Source organism: Mucilaginibacter sp. (assembly GCF_039925265.1).
Taxonomy (GTDB): Bacteria; Bacteroidota; Bacteroidia; order Sphingobacteriales; family Sphingobacteriaceae; genus Mucilaginibacter.
Genome location: NZ_JBDSZG010000014.1, coordinates 280,873 through 297,582, shown reverse-complemented (window position 1 = coordinate 297,582; position 16,710 = coordinate 280,873). Strand labels below are relative to the sequence as shown.

The window sequence follows — 16,710 nt, the reverse complement described above, 5'->3', positions numbered from 1 at the left end:
TTCATTATGCGACGTCTACCGTTACGGTTACTTTATCGGTGCCTGTAAAATCGTTGCTGTCTGTAGCAGCCAGCTGGAACACATACACGCCATCAACAAGGCCGGTAATGTTGGTGGCAAGCGCGGCCGGTGTAGTGATGCCGGGATCAGCAGCGCCTACCGGTTTACTTGTGCAAGTCCATAGTTTAGATACGATGGTACCCCGGTACGCTACAGCCGTACCTAACAGGGCAGCATTTGCGAGAACAACACCAGGCTGATCGGCACCGGCATTAACAACAGGGGCTACGTATTTTGAAATTCTTAAGGCTTTAACGCCAGCGCCGGTAGGCTTCAACACCGTTACGGTATTCTCCAGTAAACCAACGCCGTCCTGCTTCATCTCATAATTGATCTTAGAGCGGAGCTTGCCTCTCGGTATTTCTACCAGCGTGCCGTCTTTGGCGATGGTTTGAAAGCTTCTTTCTATCTCCGGGTTTTGCAGTGGCTTTTCCCAGGCACCATCTGCCGCAATCTCACCGCCTTTATAAGCGACCAATTGTGCGGCATCATAATCGTAGGTGCTAAACACCAGGGTAATTACACCGTCAATAGTAAAGGATTCATCCGGCTGGCCCGGATACTCTTCCGACTCAACGTCAAATACGGTTGGGTCTGCTTCCTTAAGCGAAGCGGTGCCCTTGTAAGTAGTGCCTCTTTGCACCAGCATGATAGACATGGTACCCTCATCAGGTATTTCGCCATCCTTTAAGGACTTTAGGGAATAAGCAATTTGCTTCATAATTTCGTTGTTTGTTGGGGTATCGTTAAATACCTGCACCGGCCGAAGCCGAATGCAGGGGGTTAATTTTGTGTTGGGCCGGATATTATTCCCCGGCTATTTTAGCTTTGTTAGCCTTGGTGATGGCCGTTTTCAGCGTCGCATCTTTTTGATCAGGCCCCGCTTCTTTGCCGGTGGCTTCCAGGTACTCGGCCTCCAAGATGGCGCGGGCCTGTTTCGCTAACTCATCTTTCTGCTCTTGCGTAATCAGATCATCATCGCCGTCCAGCTCTTCCGCGTCGGTCGTACCAGGCATAACTTCCACACGCGTTAACTGCGACACCCCTTTATCATCAAGCGTTTTTGCATGGTTAATGCAATCGCTTTCACTAAAGAATGCCGAGCCATCGCCTGAAAAGTATACAACGTCTTTGTTTCCGTAAGCGCCGAATATCTCTTTAGCGCGTTCCTCGTTTGCTTTTTTACTCATTAGTATTGGTTTTTGTAGGGTTAAAACAGCGGCGCATTTGTCCTTTTTGGTATTTAATGCGGCCTCATGGGCTCTTCCGTTTGTTGACTCTGTCCGCTGTTTAAATATTGTTTAATTAGCTTTTAAATACGTTTTTAAGGTAATACTCCACGGCTTGCACCGCCAGGCTCCAGTTCACTTTGCCACCGCCGAATACCATCAGTATCCGGGCTGCCATATTATGCGCAAAGGCATCCTGCGCCACCTTATCGGCTTCGCTCACTACCACCATTGATTTATGGAAGAGCTGATCTTTAGCATAGGTTAATATACCGGCCATTACGGGCAGTTCTGCAACCAATACTTCCCTGATCCGGTTATCTACGGTAGTCGGTATCAGGTCGGTAAGGATGACAGCCAGCGGCGAAGCCAGCCCCGCCCTGATGTTATTTACGATCACGATGGCGTGTTCAATGTCTGCCTCGGTGATGCCGTCCGGTATCTTGTCCGTACTGGCGGGTGTTGGCTTGCCGGGCAATATGCTGCATACAAATGCCCAGGCTAATTTTAAAATGCTTTTCATGATGGTGTTTTAAATAATTTCTGTTCAGCAGCGCGCCTTTTTACCAGCACATCCGCTATTTTCTTTTCCCCGTTTTTGGTAACCTTGTTCCATTTCAGGAACTCATCAGCTGCGCCGTTGTAATCACCGGCGTTTAGTTTCTTCAGTAGTGTGCTACCCGCTAAAGAACCTGTATTATAATCGAAGCTGAGAAGCGCGGCACCCTGATTGTCGGTAATGGCCACCCTCACCAGGCTCCGCACTTCCGCTTCAAATTCTTTCAGTTTAAAAAGCAACAGGCTATCTGCCCGCGCCTGGGTAATGGTGTCGCCCATTTTAACCCTTATGCCGTTTTCGTACCTGGTATTTCCCCAGCCGATAGTTGGCACACCCGCGATATCGAGATAGGCTTTTAAGCGGCACCCCTCAAAGCCCTCTATCAGGGTGGTATCGTTTTTGTCGACCGCCCAGGCCGTAGCGGCTTCATTGCGGAGGTTCTTAACCAGGTCAGTTGCTGCGTTTAGCATTACGATATAAATAGGGCGTTAAACTTTGCGGTTATCTTGGTCACAATGGTGCCTTTTGCCTTCCCATTGATCACATCAAGGTTTTCCAGTATACTAATCGTATTCTCAAACCCTACGTGGGTTACCAGCACAATATGGAGCCACCCAAATGCCCAGGCAGCTACAGTTTCGTTATGCTTGCTAAAACTGTTAAAAAGGGAATAACTTACGCCGATCATCACCAGGTAACAGGCAACCTTTAAACTAAAGCGCGAAAGCTTGATGCTGCTGAACGGTTCTTTTTTAACCATGGAAGCCCAGATGCCGCTAACCAATTCTGTTGGGAAGATTAATAGTAAGGCGATAAAGCCAGCCTGGTCTAACCCGAAGATCTTATCTATCATTACCCAACTAAAGCTGATAATAAGTAGCTGGTGAACAAACGAATAGCGTATACTCGGCACCAGGCTATTGCCAAACTCGGCAAAGCTGTGAAAATCAAATGTTTTTAAAAGTCTGGTTAAATGGTTCATCCGGTTTTAAATTACCGCCCCGCAATTAACGGGGCGGGTTTATGGATCTATCGTTTTTTGGGTATGTTTATCGACGATTAAGGGGCTACATAGGCCGATACGATAGCGCCTAAGTACTTCGCTCTTTTCGGCACGGCCATAAAGTAATGGCGATACGAAACGATGTTAGACTGTCCTGCCGGATTAAGGGTCGAAGGCAAAAAGTACTGCCTGGTGTAGCCCGTTTTCTTGGCAATGTTAGGCACATAGAACGCTACGGACGCTTTGTACTGCCCTGCGGCAGGCACCGCGCCAAAAGCCAGTTTGTTGGTGCCGTTGTAATATGGGTTGCCGGTGTACTGGAATATCTCAAAACCGCCTACCATAGGAGCAGGCATCCCGGTTTTGTAATTGCTGAACATATCGCCAAAGCGTTTTCTATCCAGCAACAGGTCGTTCCAGTGGTCAGAGCAAAGCACCAGGCGGCGGCCATCTTCTGGTACTTCCATATCGTCAAACTTCTTTTTCAGCGCCACAATGTCATCATAAACAAAGATCACGCGGGGGCCGTCCATCAGCGGGGTATCCGCTACGGGCGCACCTGCACCATCATGTACCACACGGTCCTTATGTATCCCGGTGGTACTCACAACCGGGGTAAAAGCGCCGTTAGCGGCAGGCGCGATCATGTAAATAGCCTTTTTATACTTGGCTATCAGCATGGCGCGGGTCATTAGGTAAGTAGCCGCATCAATACGTTTGTAAGACGCGCCACTGGCCTGATCATCGCTGATGGGGACTTGTGGGGTTTGCAGCTTGTCTAACTGCAAGGTTACCGAGCTGTCGCCGTATGCGCTGATCGGCAAGGGGTAAACCGTGTTATTGAACAGGATATCGATATCAAAATCGGTCACCGGTATATGGATCAGGTTTTGCTCACTGGCGCTACCCGAACCTACCTCAATTACGGATGTATCTATTTCTACTACCCCTGCTAACCAGGGGGCTTGGTCTTGTGAAGTTAGGTTGGTTTCAACCCTGTTCACCCACATTTCGGGGAAATTCGCAGGCATGTTTTTATTTTTTAGGTGTAAATTAGTAGGGGATTTGTCAGTTGGTTTTGTTGCGTGGCCTATTTAGCAAACAGCGCGGCATAAGCTTCCGGCTTCTCCGATTTAAAGGCCAGTTGCTGCGGCGTTGTAAGCTTTTCAAAATCATCTACCGTTTTGATCTTGTCGTCAGCGGCAGTTTTATTATCTACCCTGGCACTAAGACTTACTTTGCCCGGCATTTTACCAATCTGGGACGAAGCCAGTTTAAAGTTACTTACCGCGAAGCCAACCCATTCTTCGCGCTCACCGGCAAGTATCTGCTCGTTGGCTATTGCACCATCAACCAGTGCTTCGGCCTGCAACTTTGCCTGCGCATCAAACTTGGTTTGCCAGTTGGCATTAGCTGTCGCTTCGGCTTTTAAAGCTATATTGAGCTTTTCGATAGCGTTGTTTATCTCCACTTCGCTCTCAGCGTTCGCCAGCCCGAAGCCAACCAATACCGCCATCGCGGGGGCCGATAGTTTAAATTCTTTCATGTGTGTTGTATTTTGATTTAATTTTTCTGCTGATAGTTGTTGCAAGGAAAGCTTGATCTGATCCTCTTTGATCTCCAGCCCGGTTGCTATGTCAAATAAGGACAGCGAGCCTTCATTACTGGGTACGCCGCAAATTGTGCCTTCCATGCATACAGACTGGATCAGGTCCCAGTTACCATCCGGCTGCCGTTCGAAGCTGTTTTCATCGAACGAAATACCCAACCCGAGCGAACTGCCTTTTACATATCCCCGTTCAACCTGGCCCTCCAGTGTAACCGCAGCGGGCAGGCCTTTATCAAACTCGGTATCCATCTTTAGCAATGCCCCTTCTATTCGCCTGTTCACCCATTTGCCCATTACCTTATCGGTTCGGTTGATATGGCTGTCAAGCATTACCGGGTTCGCATCGAAACGCTTAAAATCAATGCCCTCGTTCCGCACCCTAAAGCCGTAACTGTTCACTACATTTTCATCATTCAGTACGAAAGTTGGCATGTGCTTTTTGCTATTTATAGTTGTTGTTGATTCAAAGATGCAAGCATCTTTAGGCACAGCCAATTAAGTGCGCAAGCCTTGCATAACTATTTAATTACGAGGCGTTTTAACTACATTTTTGCTACCATAAACAAGTTTATGGCATTAAAAAAGGTTCAGGAGCGCGAATACGCCAAGGTTTTGTACCTCTCTGAAAACATCAGTCAGAAGGATTTAGCCGCGCGGGTTGGTGTTACCGATAAGACAGTTGGTGTTTGGATAGAACAGGGAGGCTGGAAGAAACTAAAGCGTTCTATGCTGACCACAAGGCAAAATCAGCTTAACCTGCTTTACGATCAGTTGGACTGGCTTAACCTGGAGATCTCCATGCGGGATATCAAAGCGGCATCCAGCAAAGAGGCCGACATTATTATGAAACTTACCGCAGCCATCCGCAAACTGGAGGTAGAAACGTCGGTAGGGGAAACCGTAGAGGTAGCCCGCAACTATATCAATTTTGTACGAAGTACTGACCTGGAACTGGCTAAAAAGATCACCGTGTTTTTTGACCTGTACATTCAAACCAAAATGAAATGATGAATGCTACGGACAAGAAGTTTTGGGCAGAATGGGAGGCCTTCAGGGACAATATCAGGAAGTCGACACCTGTAGACCTCGATGAAAGCCCTTTGGCTAAACGCAAGCGTATTGCCGACCTGGAGAAGAATCCCGAAAAGTGGTTTAAATACTATTTCCCTACCCATTACACAGCAGAACCGGCCCCGTTCCATCTAAAAGCAACTAAACGGATATTTGAAAACCCGGAGTATTACGAAGTGCGCTCGTGGAGCCGTGAGCTTTCTAAATCGGGGCGAACCATGATGGAAGTGCTCTACCTGGTATTGACTGGCAAAAAGTTCAACATCCTGATGGTTTCAAGCACCTACGACAATGCTGTACGCCTGCTGATGCCATACAAAACAATTTTAGAGTCTAATAACAGGATTATTAACGACTACGGAACGCAACAAAGCATAGGTAAATGGGAAGCCGGTGAGTTTAGCACAAAGCAGGGTGTGGCATTCAGGGCATTGGGTGCGGGCCAAACGCCGAGGGGAACCAAGAACGATGCCATCAGGCCGGATGTTATCCTGATCGATGACATCGACACCGACGAAGAGTGCCGGAACAAAGAGCGGATCAAATTTAAAATGCAATGGATTGAAGAGGCGCTGATACCAACGCGGTCTATTTCCGTTCCGCTCCTGATTATTGTTTGCGGTAACATTATTGCCAAGTACTGCTGTGTAACAGAAATGGCCAAAAAGGCTGATTTTCACGACATCATCAACATTACCGACAAATACGGCAATAGCTCGTGGCCGCAAAAGAACAGCGCAGAGATGATCGCCAGGGTAGCCAAAACAATCAGCTCTAATTCCTTTCAAAAGGAGTATAAGAACAATCCTATTACCGAGGGTGATACTTTCAAATTTATTACCTACGGCGTTGCACCGAGAATTTCAAGCTGCGAGCGGGTGGTGTGCTATGCCGACCCCTCAACTTCAGATAAGAACGGCGGGGTTAAAAGTGCCGCCAGTCATAAGTCATTGATAATCGTTGGTTTTAAAAACTACCAATATTTCATCTATCGGGTTTGGGTAGACCAGATCAATAACAGCGGCTTTGTAGACTGGATCTTCGATGCCGAGGATTACTTAGACCGCCATGGTGTTGACCCTAAGAAGATCTATATCGAAAACAACAGTCTTCAGGACCCTTTTTACACGCAGGTTATCAAACCGCTGATAGAGAAACGGACTACCGAAAAGCACAGGAACGACCGCCCGCCCATTACGCCTGACAGGCGCAAGAAACCGGATAAGTTCGCCCGTATCGACGGCACGTTAGAGCCACTCAACCGGGAAGGGAATTTAATATTCGATATCAAACTAAAAGGTACTCCTTACATGGTGACCATGGAGGAGCAAATGCTTTCCGTTTCCGTCGCCTGCAAGGTTATGGACGGCCCCGATGCACTGGAGGGCGCGGTTTGGATCATTCAAAAGAGAACAGCGAACGCAAACAATACCTATGTACATGGTGCAAGGGTTAACAATCATTTTTAATCATGGCATTTTTAATCAAAGAAGAATTTAAAACCGTTATCCGCGATTACCAGCTGGATGCGATAACCGATGGTGACGACAGCATTGTTGATACCGCTATCGAGATAGCTATCGAAGAAGTGTCCAGCTATTTTAACGCAAGTGATAAAAAGGTTTGGGAAGATGGCAGGCCGCATTATGATGTACCTGCCATCTTCGCGGCTATTGGTGCGCAACGCAATGCGCTGATGCTGGCCAATACCAAAATAGTGGCTATTTGGTATCTGCTTGATCTATGCAATACCGGGCTTGAATACGACGAAGCCAAAGACCGTTACGACCGCGCTACCGCCTATTTGAAAGCTCTGGCAAAGGGCGATGTAAACAGCGCCACCCTGCCGCGCCTGGCAGGCCCACCACCAGAAGACGAGCTACCCTACCGCTTTGGAAGCCGAAACAAATTTACCCACGAATAACAACCTGACGTATGAGCATATACACGCAATTAAAAAGCCTTTTACAAGGCAAGTCCGCAGTTGAAAGTAACTTAGCCAGCCCTATAGACCTGATGACTTTAGCTTATCAGCAAAATAAGGATGGCGTAATCAGCGATGCCAAAACAAACCGTTTCCTCCCTTATGACAGCAAAGCCGTTTACCGGACGCGTCAGGATATTAAGAAATGGAACGCAGCACTCGACCAGGCGCAATACCTGCAACCCAAAAACTGGATGTTGCAATTGCTTTATAATGAAGTTGGGATCGACGCGCTGCTGCACTCGCAAACGCAAAATAGAGGCCACCAGATATTTAGCCTTGATTTTAACTTAAAGAATGCTGACGGGACTAATAACGATGTTCAAAAGGACGTTTTGAAGAAAATGCCCTTCTATCGCTTTGCTACCTGGGAGAAGATTAAATCAATTACCCACGGATATAGTATGCTGGAGCTGAGCCTTGGCAAAACTGTTGATGGCAAGCCTTTCCTGATAGGTGACAGCATACCGCGCACCAATGTAGTGCCCCAAACGGGTTTGTTCTATGGTGACTATTATGATGATATTAACGTGGTAAAATACCGCGAGATGCCCGAATTTGGTACCTGGCTGCTGGAATATAATTCCAAAGACCTGGGGCTGTTAAATAAGGCCGTTCCGCACGTTTTGTTTAAACGTTTTGCACAAAGCTGCTGGAGTGAGCTTTGCGAGATCTACGGGATTCCCCCTCGCGTGCTTACTACCAACACACAGGATAAAGTAATGCTGGACAGGGCCACCAAAATGATGAAGGATATGGGTTCAGCGGCTTGGTTCATTATTGACGAAGACGAAAAATTTGAGTGGGCGCAGGGAGCGGTAACGAATGGTGACGTTTACAAGAACCTTATTGACCTCTGCCGCGATGAGATATGCCTGCTTATATCGGGCGCGATCATCGGCCAGGACACCAAGAACGGCGGGCGCAGCAAGGATGAATCAGCACAAGAAATGCTATGGCTTATCGTACAGAGTGATATGGCCATGCTGGAAGATTACTGGAATAATATCACCCTGCCGGCGTTAAAAAAGCATGGGTTTTTAACGGGCGAATTAACCTTTGAATTTGTCCCGAATGAAGATACCAAGCAATTGATGGGCTGGGTTAAAGATCTTCTCCAGTATTATGAGATTGATATTGAGTGGCTAAAGGAAAAAACTGGCATTGAATTAACAGCGGCCCGTAAAACGCCGCTTCCGGGTGCCGGCACCGATGCTAAAAAGCTCAAAGCCGACCTTTTAGGAGACGAAGATTTTTTTGGCAAGGCCCGTCGGCAATTAAGTGCTTAAGCGGGCCGCAAAGCCTCAACTTTGCCGAACTGCAAAGTAGGCTTAACGAATTGTATCATAGCTGCTGTGGTGGCCACGCCATTAACCTGAGCCTGGACGACGCGCCGAAGGCTTACCAGGACTATATTGATAAGCTGATAGACCGGATATTCAAGGCACAGGCGGCACCGGATGCCGACCCTACACTGATACGCACCTACGGCAATAAACTGGAATCGGGCATTATTAAAGGGTTTGGCAAAACGCTGGCCGATGTTGACTTTACCACGCCCGACTCCAAGACACTTGTATCCCTGCAAAATAACGTTTGGCAGTTTAGCGCGGCTAAAACCTACACACAGATGAAGGACATGAGCGCCGCCCTGGTAGATGCCAACGGCAAGGTGCGCAGCTTCGAGGAGTTTAGGCGGGAAGCCCAGCAGATCACCGGCGAACAGCTACGCTGGCTCAAAACAGAATATGATACCGCCATAGGCTCGGGACAGGCAGCGGCGCAATGGCTGCAAATACAAGCGGAAAAAGACACCTTCCCGTTTTTGGAGTATGACGCGGTACTGGATGACAGGACATCGCAGATATGCATACACCTGGACGGCATAATAAAAGCCGTAGACGATCCTTTTTGGGATACCTACTACATTCCTAACCATTTTGGCGAACGCAGCGTGATCAGGCGTTTACGCGAAGGAAAGGTAACGCCGGATGACGAGATAGTGCATCCTGAAAAGATGGCCGCCATTTTCAAAAATAACGTCGGCAAGAACGGCTGGGCTTTCTCTCCTGACAGCAACTACTTTGTAGACGCGCCGCCGCACGTGGTAAAAAACGCCACCCTTTACATGCCCGAAAACGACCAGTATGTTATCAGGTACAAAGGCGAAGCCGGCGTGGAGCTGTCTGTTAACCGCAAAACCCTGATAGAAAATAAACCCGATCTGCCGGATATTGAAAAAGCGGGTAAAGCACTTGTTGATAAAGGGCGGTCGGTAGATATCCTTCCCGAGATCCACGCCAAGGAAACAGATCTGCGTAAAGCGCTATTGCCGGATGTCGCTAACGGCAAGAACCCGGACATCCTTTTAGATCGCGCTGATTATGCCGACGTAAAGAAACCGCAGACACCGGCTAACTACAAGACCCTGATGCGTAACGTGGCCGGAGCGGCGCAGCAGGCCGACAGGATAATTGTTTTACTGGAGCAGGAATATGAAAGGGCTTTATTGAAACAGGTGGCCGAACAGCGCTTTAAGGATTTTCCTGATATTTTGGAGATAGGCTTTGTTACCGCCGATGGTGAATATATTGAGTTCCATAGACCTAAAAAATAAGTGAGGCAACCGAACGAATCCGGTTGCCTCACTGCGGACGGGTACGCGGCCCCTCCATTACAAATATACTAACAAATATTATTAATAAGCAAATATGAGCCAGGGGCAGGTAAACGATGTTTTTGCAAAGATCAGGGAGAGACTAAACCAAGCGATAGAGAAGCTCCCGCTGACCATCGGCAACGAGGCCGTGAATTACAGTTTAGATGCATTCCGCAACCAGGCATGGGAAGGCAAGCCCTGGGCAGCCCGCAAAAGCAAGAAGGATGCCGGCCGCAGTATTTTGGTTAAGTCCGGCCGTGGCCGCAGGAGCATCCGGGTGATCAGCACAACGGCTAACTCAGTTCGCTTCGGTACCGATGTGCTTTACATGGTGGCTCACAACAACGGTGCGCAGATCAGCCGCGCGGCCCGGTCGGAAACCTTTGTGCGCAACCGTTATACCAAAGGGCCTAAATCAAAAATGTTCGGCGGAATGGGTGCTTTTAAGAAGGGCACAACAGCCGGAGAAGGGCTTACATTCAAGGCCTCCAGCTTCAATTTACCGCAACGGCAGTTCATCGGTAAAACAGCCGCGTTTGAAACCGCCATGCGCAACGTAGTAAAAAGAGAAATAGCAAAAGCATTAGGATTATGAAAATACCATTTTTAAAAACAAGGGCCTTACTTAAGGAGATCACTTCAGTAAAGTACGCCGATGAAGATACCGGCCAGATAGACAATTACGACACCAAGCCGAGCATCCCCCCCAACAGCGTACTCATTACCATTAACCTTTTAAACACGCAGGATATTTCAGAAACCCGCCAGCTGTGCCGTGTTGCCGTGGTGATGCGCTTTTGGTACGACCCTGTTAAGCAGGAAACATCAAGCCTTGCGCCTGATGCCGCCGTTACGCGTAGCCTGGCACACAACGATACCATCGACGCGATCTATAAGAAGTTCCAGGGCTATTTTGATGATGAGATAGATACGTTCAGCAGGCAAAGCGATGTAAAGGAAACGAGGCGGGATACTCTTTGTATAAGGAAGATGGTGTACACCACCAGTTACATCGACCTGACAGCCGAAGAGTAACTAAACGGCAATTGCAAACAGGTTGAGCTGCTCTGTTTGCAATTCCGAAGGCTTCATTCCTTTGTAGTTCATTAAGGTGCGGTAGCTGATGTGGATGCCTTTCTCGGGGAGTTTTTTGGCGACAATACGGGTATCAGGCACATCAGATTCCTTTAGCCCATTATAGACCTCCAGTATTTGCGCTACCCGGCGCTTATGGTTATTGCTGTTGTATGCCACTGATACAAAAGTAGCACAGGCTTTTCAGATTATTTTCAACACTATTTTGCCGTTGGAAGCATGTAAATAGTTTGATAGGTGTGCAGCGGCTTACCCTGTTCGTGCAATGATTTGCAACCAGCACACTGATATAAAGCATCTGGTATTGGCACCAGCAGCCCCCCACACTCCGGGCAATGTTTATTCTCCATTCTTATCGGTCTCCAAATAAGTGCCAAAGTAATGTTTAAACCAGTTTTCGTTGTCATGCTGCAAATGCTTTATGCGATCCTGTTTTTCCTCGTCTGTTTGCGCATTCTTTTCGGGCCAGCCGCTGCTATAGGTACTAAGTTCCGCAATATAGTTCACCCAAATCTCAGCAGTTGCTTTTCTATCGAACGGCTCCGGCTGTTCGTCAATATCATCCACAACAACCGCGTAGCCATCATCGGTCTTCTGTACATAAAAGTCTTGCCACACCCATTCAGTACCTTTCCATGCAAAATCAATTTCAGCTTTGTAGCGTTCTACACTGCGGTATTTCCTAAAATAGCAGGTAATACTCAAGCTATCGTACATACCAATAAACGACATCGGTATTCTTTCGATGACAGACCGTGCAAGCACAGGTTTTGGGCTGTGCGGTCTCAAAGGGATATCAGCCATAAAAACTGTATCTAAGTGCCTAATCTCTTCCATAAATCAAATTTACTGTTTTTTTACCCAATCTTTTACGTCCCCATTCAACAGATACACCGGCTTTAAACCAATACTGTGCAGGTGACCTATGTAGGCAGCCCTGGCTTTACCATCCAGCTTTGATGCGTGCTTATCACTCCAGTAATCAGGATGAGCCGGTTTCGATGATTTTGCGATCTCTGCCCGCAGTTCGTTGTAATACCTTACCAGGTTACTCACGCTATGCTTATTCTTAAAGATAAAATTTTCGGAGGTGAAGTAAGCAACGAGCATCGGCTCGTCAATGGTGATCAGCTTGATCTTACCGCTGTCGGCCGGGCTAACCTTGTACTTTATCTTTTTGTACAATTCGTACAAGCGGCAAAATAGCGCCAGCTTCTGATTGGCAGGCATGGCAGCAGATACCGTTATGCCGATCTCTTCCAGCTGCCTTACCTGGTGCTCGTGTTGCGTAATGGCTGATATTAACCAGCTAAATTGTTTATCGTTTAAACCCTGTTTAATCGCTATTGAAATGCGAGTTAAAAGGCCGGAGGTATATTCCAGTTCAATGTAACCGTCCAGTTTGCCGGATGTAAGTTTATAGGTATTGTTCATTTGTTAAGCCCTCGCAGATAATCGGGGTACACTTTTGTTTCAAATACGGTTACCATTACGCCCAGTTGTTGCAGGTCAAGCTCCATCAATGGCTTTTCGTATTTCTGTTTAAGCAACCAGCCGTCGATGCTCTCCAGTATCTCGTCGGTGTTTTTACCCCACTTCATTAGTTTAGCTATGGCTATCATCTTCTTGCGTTGCTGATCGCCGGGCGGAGGTGTGTTGAACATCGCTATGCGCCGCACCAGTTCGCTGTATTCGCCATCTGTAAGCGCTCTAAGGCTGTCAGTTTGGCCAGCCGGCCTATGTTCCGTAAACTCGGCAACTACGTCTTTATAATCCTTGCCTATCTTTTTGCAGATGGCAAAAATTTGGCTGTAATCTCGTTTCATAATTGCGGCCCTTCATCGGCTAAAGGGTTAGGTTCATCAGGGTTAGTGAATATTAATGCGATAATTGGTTTTGGTATATAATCGTGTACATCCATATAATATTCCTTCTCATCATCAGTAAGGTTATGGTGCAGTATATCTATGTCGATATCGGCATAGATACCGGCAGAAGTTGGTTCACCACCGCCTTCATTTAAATTTTTAAGGTGGTCAAAAATCCTAACCTCTACCTCATCGCCGCATGGCAACTCCTGCAATGCTTTTATAAATTGTCCTTTAGTCATCTTAATATCGGTTATTAGTCCAATGAATAATTTGTCCTTTAAAATTCGGGAAGTAGTTAACGAAGCCCTCCAGGGTTTCGAACCCATCGTTTATAGCAAGCTGGTATAAACCTTCCGCATTAACATCCTCATCGTGTCCGTAGTGCAGCTGTGCGAATATCCCCCCGTCTATCAGTACTTCAAATGAAGCATGGCCGAACCTATTATTAGTCTCAAACATCTGAAGTCCTGTACAAGGAATAGCTGGTGCGAACTGGAAATGGTTCGGAGATCTGTTGCCAATAACCGGGTGGATCAAATTGCCTGCCTGCCATTGTTTATTGGCCTTTAACCCAGTTGTTTTATTTTTCCAAAACTCTCTGATGGTATGACGTTTTTCCCTGCAATCCTCCCATTCAATATCGTCCCAGTCTCGATTGAATTTTTCGTTGTAGTCAAACCTGTAATTTTGATACGTGGAAATGTCTGATAGCTCGTTTGCCACTAATCCCTTCCATATCTTCTCTACAAAGAAGTTGGGCTTGTTATCTATTTTTTCTGTAAATCCTAAATTCATAATATTTTAATTTTCAAATTTTAACCAATCGTTTTCTCTAATGATCGTCGCTTTGAACGGGAACGCCGTTTTTGGTACTTGTTCTATTTGTTCAATTAGTCCCTTTGAGCCGGTGAAAACCACATAATAGATGTCTCCTATTGATATCTGCAAATGCAGGCAGGATGTTCCTGGTTGTTGCTTGCTATCCGTTATCTTGTAGTCGTGTACGGCTATTTCCCTGTTAAGCAGCCGCTCTGTTTTTATCTTGTCGCCTTTGAAGCTTTTGTTTAATGTGTTTGTGATTATCCCCAAATCTTTGAATAGTAGCATGTAGTAGTTTTTTTTGTAAGTGGCGGCTATTGCAATGTTTAGCCCAACTGTTGTAAGATGCCATTGATGCCTGGCGGGGATTTCCGTACATCATTCGGGCATAATTTTGTTTAATTCGTTTTCGTAGGAGTACATGGGTATGATAGAATACATAGCCCACAAAGTCGATGCCTCTGGCGGCAACAGGGAACACCTGGTAATTGCTCTTAATGGTCAGCTTAAGTTCAGTTTGCAGGTATGCCCGTATATCGGCCAATAAGGCGTGGAGGTAAGACTTACTACCCGACAGTATCACAATGTCGTCGGCGTACCTAAAACAGTACCCTACGCTCTTATCTTCTTTCAGCCAGTGGTCGAATGGCGAAAGCATCAGGTTGGAAAATGTCGCGCTCAGGTAATTGCCGATAGGCAGACCCGGAGCACTGTCTATAATGCCGTCCAGCAGGTTTAACAAGCGCACATCTTTCAGTTTTTTCTTGATGATGTTTTTTAGGATGGCGTGATCTATGCTCGGGTAAAACTTTTGGATATCAAGCTTCAGGCAATAGGTAGTGCCGGCAACATCTTTCAGGGCTTCTTTTACCGCGTTAGCCGCGCCGTGGATGCCGCGCCCTTTAATAGAGCTGTAAGTAAAGGCCGTGAAAGTGGCGTTCCATATCTGTTCGGTATGCAGCATGATAGCGTGATGCACAACTCTGTCCCTGTATGGCAGTATCGAGATCTCTCGTTCTTTTGGCTCATAGATTATCTTGTGCTCGTAAGGCGATGTGCGGTAAGTGCCTGCTGCCAGCTCGTTGTACAGCTGCACCAGGTTGCCTTGCCTGTCTTTATCAAATTCCCTGATGCCGGATTGATTCCCTTTACCCTTACGGGCAATAACATCGGCTGCCCGGAGGTTCTCCAGGCTGATGATGTTATTGTATAAATTTCCGTATCGTTTCATGATGCCTTTGCTTTGTAGGTCGTTTTCCCGTTATGGTACCAACGCCCTTAAGTTTATTCGTGATTTTTTGCCATGTGGGCAGGGCCTGCGCTGCTTATTCTCTTTTGCAAATGTGGGCACCGAGGTTCGTGTTCGTGTTCGTGTAGTTCGTGTTCGAATAGACGAACGCACCAAGCGAAGGAACTACGGCTTTACAGCGCACAGCCTTTCGTTTTATCCTACCCTATGCAGGTCGTTGATCAGGTCGATGTTCTGTTCGGTGAACCGTTTTGCCGTTTCCCGTGTTTTGAACCAAAAGCGGGCACCGAGGCGCGTGTCCGTGCCCGTGTAGAACGTGCCCGAAAAGACGAACGCACCAAGCGAAGGAACCCATTGCAACCAGCCGGTAAATATCATCTGACTCATATCGTTAAAATCAGCTATCCAAACCTTGCCTTTAGTGGTATTGGTCGCCTTTGCTATTATCTCCAGTTTGTAGTCTGCGATGATGCGCTTAGCGGTGATCTGCGGCAGGCCTTCCACGCCGGGTAATAAGTTAGGGTCGGTACCTGTTATTTTGCAGGCTTTTTCAAATGTTAACTTGTCCATGGTAATTATATTTGCGGGTTTAAAAATTCGTTCCATTCCTTACTGAACTTCTTGCCGATATCGGTTCCGAAGTCGTCGTTTTCCGTGCAAAGGCGGGCACCGAGGTCCGTGCCCGTGCGCGTGCAGCTCGTGTACGAAAAGACGAACGCACCAAGCGAAGGAACCCAAACGAAATAGGGACTATACTTCCATTGATCTTTGTTCGCGTAATCTGCCTCCCATAGCTCGTTGTAGTCGTCGCCGGTGCGCTTGTTGTACTCTTCAAAAATGGTCTCCAGTTTGAAAGCCCCGTTTAACGAAACTTCCTTTTTTGTTTTTGCCTGCTGGTATGGCAGTAATAGCTGCGGGTCTATGCCGGCCGCCGCGCAGATGTCCGCCCAGCTGTCGAATAGCTCCGTTGGGTTTTGGCTGAGCACCTCCACTCCAAACAACGTACCCAGCACCCCTTTAACTTCGCCCTGTGCCTGGTTGTAGGCTTTAATGGCGTTCCCTTTGTCGATAGTAATTGTTTCCATTATTTATTGTTTAATTGTTAATCCTGTATTACACCTAAGCCCAGTTTCATGGCAAGCGCCCGTTCAACTGTTGCGCCGTCGCTATCGTGCCAGTCGGGCAACAGGCAGACGTACCGCGCACATGCGAGCGCTATTACCGATATCTTCATGGCAAGCTGCCACTTGCAATCGGAAGCTACCAGGTCGCAGGGGTTCAGTACGAAAAACCCTAACTCCTCCAGCTCTATTTGCTTCTTTTTAAATTTGGCATATACCTCGTCGTACTTAAGGCCGGTTACTTTTCCGGCGATATACACCATTACCTTGTCCTCGGTATTTTCAGCCACCTTAGCGGCTATCTTGCTTACTTCTTGTTTCATATAGTTTAATTAAGGGTTGCTGATGTTTATTCAATGAGCCAGGCCATAGGCGGCGGGG

Annotated in this window: 24 protein-coding genes; 7 read left to right on the top strand and 17 right to left on the bottom strand. The window is 47.2% G+C overall.

Annotated elements, in window-relative coordinates:
• Positions 1-4: 4 nt before the first annotated feature.
• The 7 genes from ABIX36_RS07590 to ABIX36_RS07560 form a co-directional block, all read right to left on the bottom strand.
• A complete protein-coding gene (locus ABIX36_RS07590) occupies positions 5-781 on the bottom strand; it encodes a hypothetical protein (RefSeq protein WP_348081563.1) in 777 nt (258 codons plus the stop codon).
• An 85-nt stretch (positions 782-866) separates the two neighbouring features.
• Positions 867-1,250 (bottom strand): hypothetical protein, encoded by a 384-nt coding sequence (locus tag ABIX36_RS07585; protein WP_348081562.1) that lies wholly within the window; start codon positions 1,248-1,250, stop codon positions 867-869.
• A 115-nt stretch (positions 1,251-1,365) separates the two neighbouring features.
• The gene (locus tag ABIX36_RS07580; RefSeq protein ID WP_348081561.1) at positions 1,366-1,812 is read right to left on the bottom strand and encodes a hypothetical protein; all 447 of its coding nucleotides are present in this window, start codon (positions 1,810-1,812) and stop codon (positions 1,366-1,368) included.
• Positions 1,809-2,318, bottom strand: a complete 510-nt coding sequence (locus ABIX36_RS07575; RefSeq protein ID WP_348081560.1) for a lysozyme — start codon at positions 2,316-2,318, stop codon at positions 1,809-1,811. Before ABIX36_RS07575 ends, ABIX36_RS07580 begins: the two co-directional genes overlap by 4 nt.
• Entirely contained in the window at positions 2,318-2,830 is a 513-nt protein-coding gene (locus ABIX36_RS07570; RefSeq protein WP_348081559.1) for a phage holin family protein, read from the bottom strand. Before ABIX36_RS07570 ends, ABIX36_RS07575 begins: the two co-directional genes overlap by 1 nt.
• A 77-nt stretch (positions 2,831-2,907) precedes the next feature.
• Positions 2,908-3,882, bottom strand: a complete 975-nt coding sequence (locus ABIX36_RS07565; RefSeq protein ID WP_348081558.1) for a hypothetical protein — start codon at positions 3,880-3,882, stop codon at positions 2,908-2,910.
• Between the two features lie 59 nt (positions 3,883-3,941).
• The gene (locus ABIX36_RS07560) at positions 3,942-4,892 is read right to left on the bottom strand and encodes a peptidase (RefSeq protein WP_348081557.1); all 951 of its coding nucleotides are present in this window, start codon (positions 4,890-4,892) and stop codon (positions 3,942-3,944) included.
• A gap of 138 nt (positions 4,893-5,030) precedes the next feature.
• Here ABIX36_RS07560 and ABIX36_RS07555 point away from each other — a divergent pair, with 138 nt between their 5' ends.
• The 7 genes from ABIX36_RS07555 (at position 5,031) to ABIX36_RS07525 (ending at position 11,209) form a co-directional block, all read left to right on the top strand.
• Complete coding sequence (locus tag ABIX36_RS07555) at positions 5,031-5,468, top strand: hypothetical protein (RefSeq protein ID WP_348081556.1); 438 nt, start codon at positions 5,031-5,033, stop codon at positions 5,466-5,468.
• Positions 5,465-7,000 carry a hypothetical protein gene (locus tag ABIX36_RS07550; RefSeq protein WP_348081555.1) on the top strand — a complete coding sequence of 512 codons (1,536 nt, stop codon included), beginning with the start codon at positions 5,465-5,467 and terminating at the stop codon, positions 6,998-7,000. Before ABIX36_RS07555 ends, ABIX36_RS07550 begins: the two co-directional genes overlap by 4 nt.
• A gap of 2 nt (positions 7,001-7,002) precedes the next feature.
• Positions 7,003-7,455 carry a hypothetical protein gene (locus ABIX36_RS07545; RefSeq protein WP_348081554.1) on the top strand — a complete coding sequence of 151 codons (453 nt, stop codon included), beginning with the start codon at positions 7,003-7,005 and terminating at the stop codon, positions 7,453-7,455.
• A gap of 11 nt (positions 7,456-7,466) precedes the next feature.
• Positions 7,467-8,804: a DUF935 family protein gene (locus ABIX36_RS07540; protein ID WP_348081553.1), complete on the top strand. Its 1,338-nt coding sequence runs from the start codon at positions 7,467-7,469 to the stop codon at positions 8,802-8,804.
• A 50-nt stretch (positions 8,805-8,854) separates the two neighbouring features.
• Complete coding sequence (locus ABIX36_RS07535; RefSeq protein WP_348081552.1) at positions 8,855-10,132, top strand: phage minor head protein; 1,278 nt, start codon at positions 8,855-8,857, stop codon at positions 10,130-10,132.
• Positions 10,133-10,226: 94 nt separating this feature from the next.
• On the top strand, positions 10,227-10,769 hold the full coding sequence (locus ABIX36_RS07530; protein ID WP_348081551.1) for a phage virion morphogenesis protein: 543 nt from the start codon (positions 10,227-10,229) through the stop codon (positions 10,767-10,769).
• The gene (locus ABIX36_RS07525; RefSeq protein ID WP_348081550.1) at positions 10,766-11,209 is read left to right on the top strand and encodes a hypothetical protein; all 444 of its coding nucleotides are present in this window, start codon (positions 10,766-10,768) and stop codon (positions 11,207-11,209) included. The genes ABIX36_RS07530 and ABIX36_RS07525 overlap by 4 nt, the downstream gene beginning before the upstream one ends.
• Here ABIX36_RS07525 and ABIX36_RS07520 read toward each other — a convergent pair whose 3' ends face one another.
• The 10 genes from ABIX36_RS07520 to ABIX36_RS07475 all read right to left on the bottom strand — a co-directional run bounded on the left by ABIX36_RS07520 (position 11,210) and on the right by ABIX36_RS07475 (position 16,652).
• Positions 11,210-11,428 carry a hypothetical protein gene (locus tag ABIX36_RS07520; protein ID WP_348081549.1) on the bottom strand — a complete coding sequence of 73 codons (219 nt, stop codon included), beginning with the start codon at positions 11,426-11,428 and terminating at the stop codon, positions 11,210-11,212.
• 180 nt (positions 11,429-11,608) lie between these two features.
• Positions 11,609-12,106 (bottom strand): hypothetical protein, encoded by a 498-nt coding sequence (locus ABIX36_RS07515; RefSeq protein ID WP_348081548.1) that lies wholly within the window; start codon positions 12,104-12,106, stop codon positions 11,609-11,611.
• A 9-nt stretch (positions 12,107-12,115) separates the two neighbouring features.
• Complete coding sequence (locus ABIX36_RS07510; protein WP_348081547.1) at positions 12,116-12,703, bottom strand: hypothetical protein; 588 nt, start codon at positions 12,701-12,703, stop codon at positions 12,116-12,118.
• A complete protein-coding gene (locus ABIX36_RS07505) occupies positions 12,700-13,095 on the bottom strand; it encodes a hypothetical protein (RefSeq protein ID WP_348081546.1) in 396 nt (131 codons plus the stop codon). The genes ABIX36_RS07510 and ABIX36_RS07505 overlap by 4 nt, the downstream gene beginning before the upstream one ends.
• Positions 13,092-13,379 (bottom strand): hypothetical protein, encoded by a 288-nt coding sequence (locus ABIX36_RS07500; protein WP_348081545.1) that lies wholly within the window; start codon positions 13,377-13,379, stop codon positions 13,092-13,094. Before ABIX36_RS07500 ends, ABIX36_RS07505 begins: the two co-directional genes overlap by 4 nt.
• Position 13,380: 1 nt before the next feature.
• Entirely contained in the window at positions 13,381-13,935 is a 555-nt protein-coding gene (locus ABIX36_RS07495; protein ID WP_348081544.1) for a hypothetical protein, read from the bottom strand.
• Positions 13,936-14,158: 223 nt separating this feature from the next.
• A complete protein-coding gene (locus ABIX36_RS07490; protein WP_348081543.1) occupies positions 14,159-15,190 on the bottom strand; it encodes a reverse transcriptase/maturase family protein in 1,032 nt (343 codons plus the stop codon).
• Positions 15,191-15,403: 213 nt separating this feature from the next.
• The gene (locus tag ABIX36_RS07485; protein ID WP_348081542.1) at positions 15,404-15,778 is read right to left on the bottom strand and encodes a hypothetical protein; all 375 of its coding nucleotides are present in this window, start codon (positions 15,776-15,778) and stop codon (positions 15,404-15,406) included.
• Positions 15,779-15,783: 5 nt separating this feature from the next.
• Positions 15,784-16,293: a hypothetical protein gene (locus ABIX36_RS07480; RefSeq protein WP_348081541.1), complete on the bottom strand. Its 510-nt coding sequence runs from the start codon at positions 16,291-16,293 to the stop codon at positions 15,784-15,786.
• A 17-nt stretch (positions 16,294-16,310) separates the two neighbouring features.
• The gene (locus ABIX36_RS07475) at positions 16,311-16,652 is read right to left on the bottom strand and encodes a DUF4406 domain-containing protein (protein ID WP_348081540.1); all 342 of its coding nucleotides are present in this window, start codon (positions 16,650-16,652) and stop codon (positions 16,311-16,313) included.
• Between the last annotated feature and the right edge of the window lie 58 nt (positions 16,653-16,710).

What these genes read in the sequence shown, in the direction of transcription:
- ABIX36_RS07590 (WP_348081563.1), bottom strand. Translation starts at nt 781, where the DNA reads ATGAAGCAAATTGCTTATTCCCTAAAGTCCTTAAAGGATGGCGAAATA.
- ABIX36_RS07585 (WP_348081562.1), bottom strand. Translation starts at nt 1,250, where the DNA reads ATGAGTAAAAAAGCAAACGAGGAACGCGCTAAAGAGATATTCGGCGCT.
- ABIX36_RS07580 (WP_348081561.1), bottom strand. Translation starts at nt 1,812, where the DNA reads ATGAAAAGCATTTTAAAATTAGCCTGGGCATTTGTATGCAGCATATTG.
- ABIX36_RS07575 (WP_348081560.1), bottom strand. Translation starts at nt 2,318, where the DNA reads ATGCTAAACGCAGCAACTGACCTGGTTAAGAACCTCCGCAATGAAGCC.
- ABIX36_RS07570 (WP_348081559.1), bottom strand. Translation starts at nt 2,830, where the DNA reads ATGAACCATTTAACCAGACTTTTAAAAACATTTGATTTTCACAGCTTT.
- ABIX36_RS07565 (WP_348081558.1), bottom strand. Translation starts at nt 3,882, where the DNA reads ATGCCTGCGAATTTCCCCGAAATGTGGGTGAACAGGGTTGAAACCAAC.
- ABIX36_RS07560 (WP_348081557.1), bottom strand. Translation starts at nt 4,892, where the DNA reads ATGCCAACTTTCGTACTGAATGATGAAAATGTAGTGAACAGTTACGGC.
- ABIX36_RS07555 (WP_348081556.1), top strand. Translation starts at nt 5,031, where the DNA reads ATGGCATTAAAAAAGGTTCAGGAGCGCGAATACGCCAAGGTTTTGTAC.
- ABIX36_RS07550 (WP_348081555.1), top strand. Translation starts at nt 5,465, where the DNA reads ATGATGAATGCTACGGACAAGAAGTTTTGGGCAGAATGGGAGGCCTTC.
- ABIX36_RS07545 (WP_348081554.1), top strand. Translation starts at nt 7,003, where the DNA reads ATGGCATTTTTAATCAAAGAAGAATTTAAAACCGTTATCCGCGATTAC.
- ABIX36_RS07540 (WP_348081553.1), top strand. Translation starts at nt 7,467, where the DNA reads ATGAGCATATACACGCAATTAAAAAGCCTTTTACAAGGCAAGTCCGCA.
- ABIX36_RS07530 (WP_348081551.1), top strand. Translation starts at nt 10,227, where the DNA reads ATGAGCCAGGGGCAGGTAAACGATGTTTTTGCAAAGATCAGGGAGAGA.
- ABIX36_RS07525 (WP_348081550.1), top strand. Translation starts at nt 10,766, where the DNA reads ATGAAAATACCATTTTTAAAAACAAGGGCCTTACTTAAGGAGATCACT.
- ABIX36_RS07515 (WP_348081548.1), bottom strand. Translation starts at nt 12,106, where the DNA reads ATGGAAGAGATTAGGCACTTAGATACAGTTTTTATGGCTGATATCCCT.
- ABIX36_RS07510 (WP_348081547.1), bottom strand. Translation starts at nt 12,703, where the DNA reads ATGAACAATACCTATAAACTTACATCCGGCAAACTGGACGGTTACATT.
- ABIX36_RS07505 (WP_348081546.1), bottom strand. Translation starts at nt 13,095, where the DNA reads ATGAAACGAGATTACAGCCAAATTTTTGCCATCTGCAAAAAGATAGGC.
- ABIX36_RS07500 (WP_348081545.1), bottom strand. Translation starts at nt 13,379, where the DNA reads ATGACTAAAGGACAATTTATAAAAGCATTGCAGGAGTTGCCATGCGGC.
- ABIX36_RS07495 (WP_348081544.1), bottom strand. Translation starts at nt 13,935, where the DNA reads ATGAATTTAGGATTTACAGAAAAAATAGATAACAAGCCCAACTTCTTT.
- ABIX36_RS07490 (WP_348081543.1), bottom strand. Translation starts at nt 15,190, where the DNA reads ATGAAACGATACGGAAATTTATACAATAACATCATCAGCCTGGAGAAC.
- ABIX36_RS07485 (WP_348081542.1), bottom strand. Translation starts at nt 15,778, where the DNA reads ATGGACAAGTTAACATTTGAAAAAGCCTGCAAAATAACAGGTACCGAC.
- ABIX36_RS07480 (WP_348081541.1), bottom strand. Translation starts at nt 16,293, where the DNA reads ATGGAAACAATTACTATCGACAAAGGGAACGCCATTAAAGCCTACAAC.
- ABIX36_RS07475 (WP_348081540.1), bottom strand. Translation starts at nt 16,652, where the DNA reads ATGAAACAAGAAGTAAGCAAGATAGCCGCTAAGGTGGCTGAAAATACC.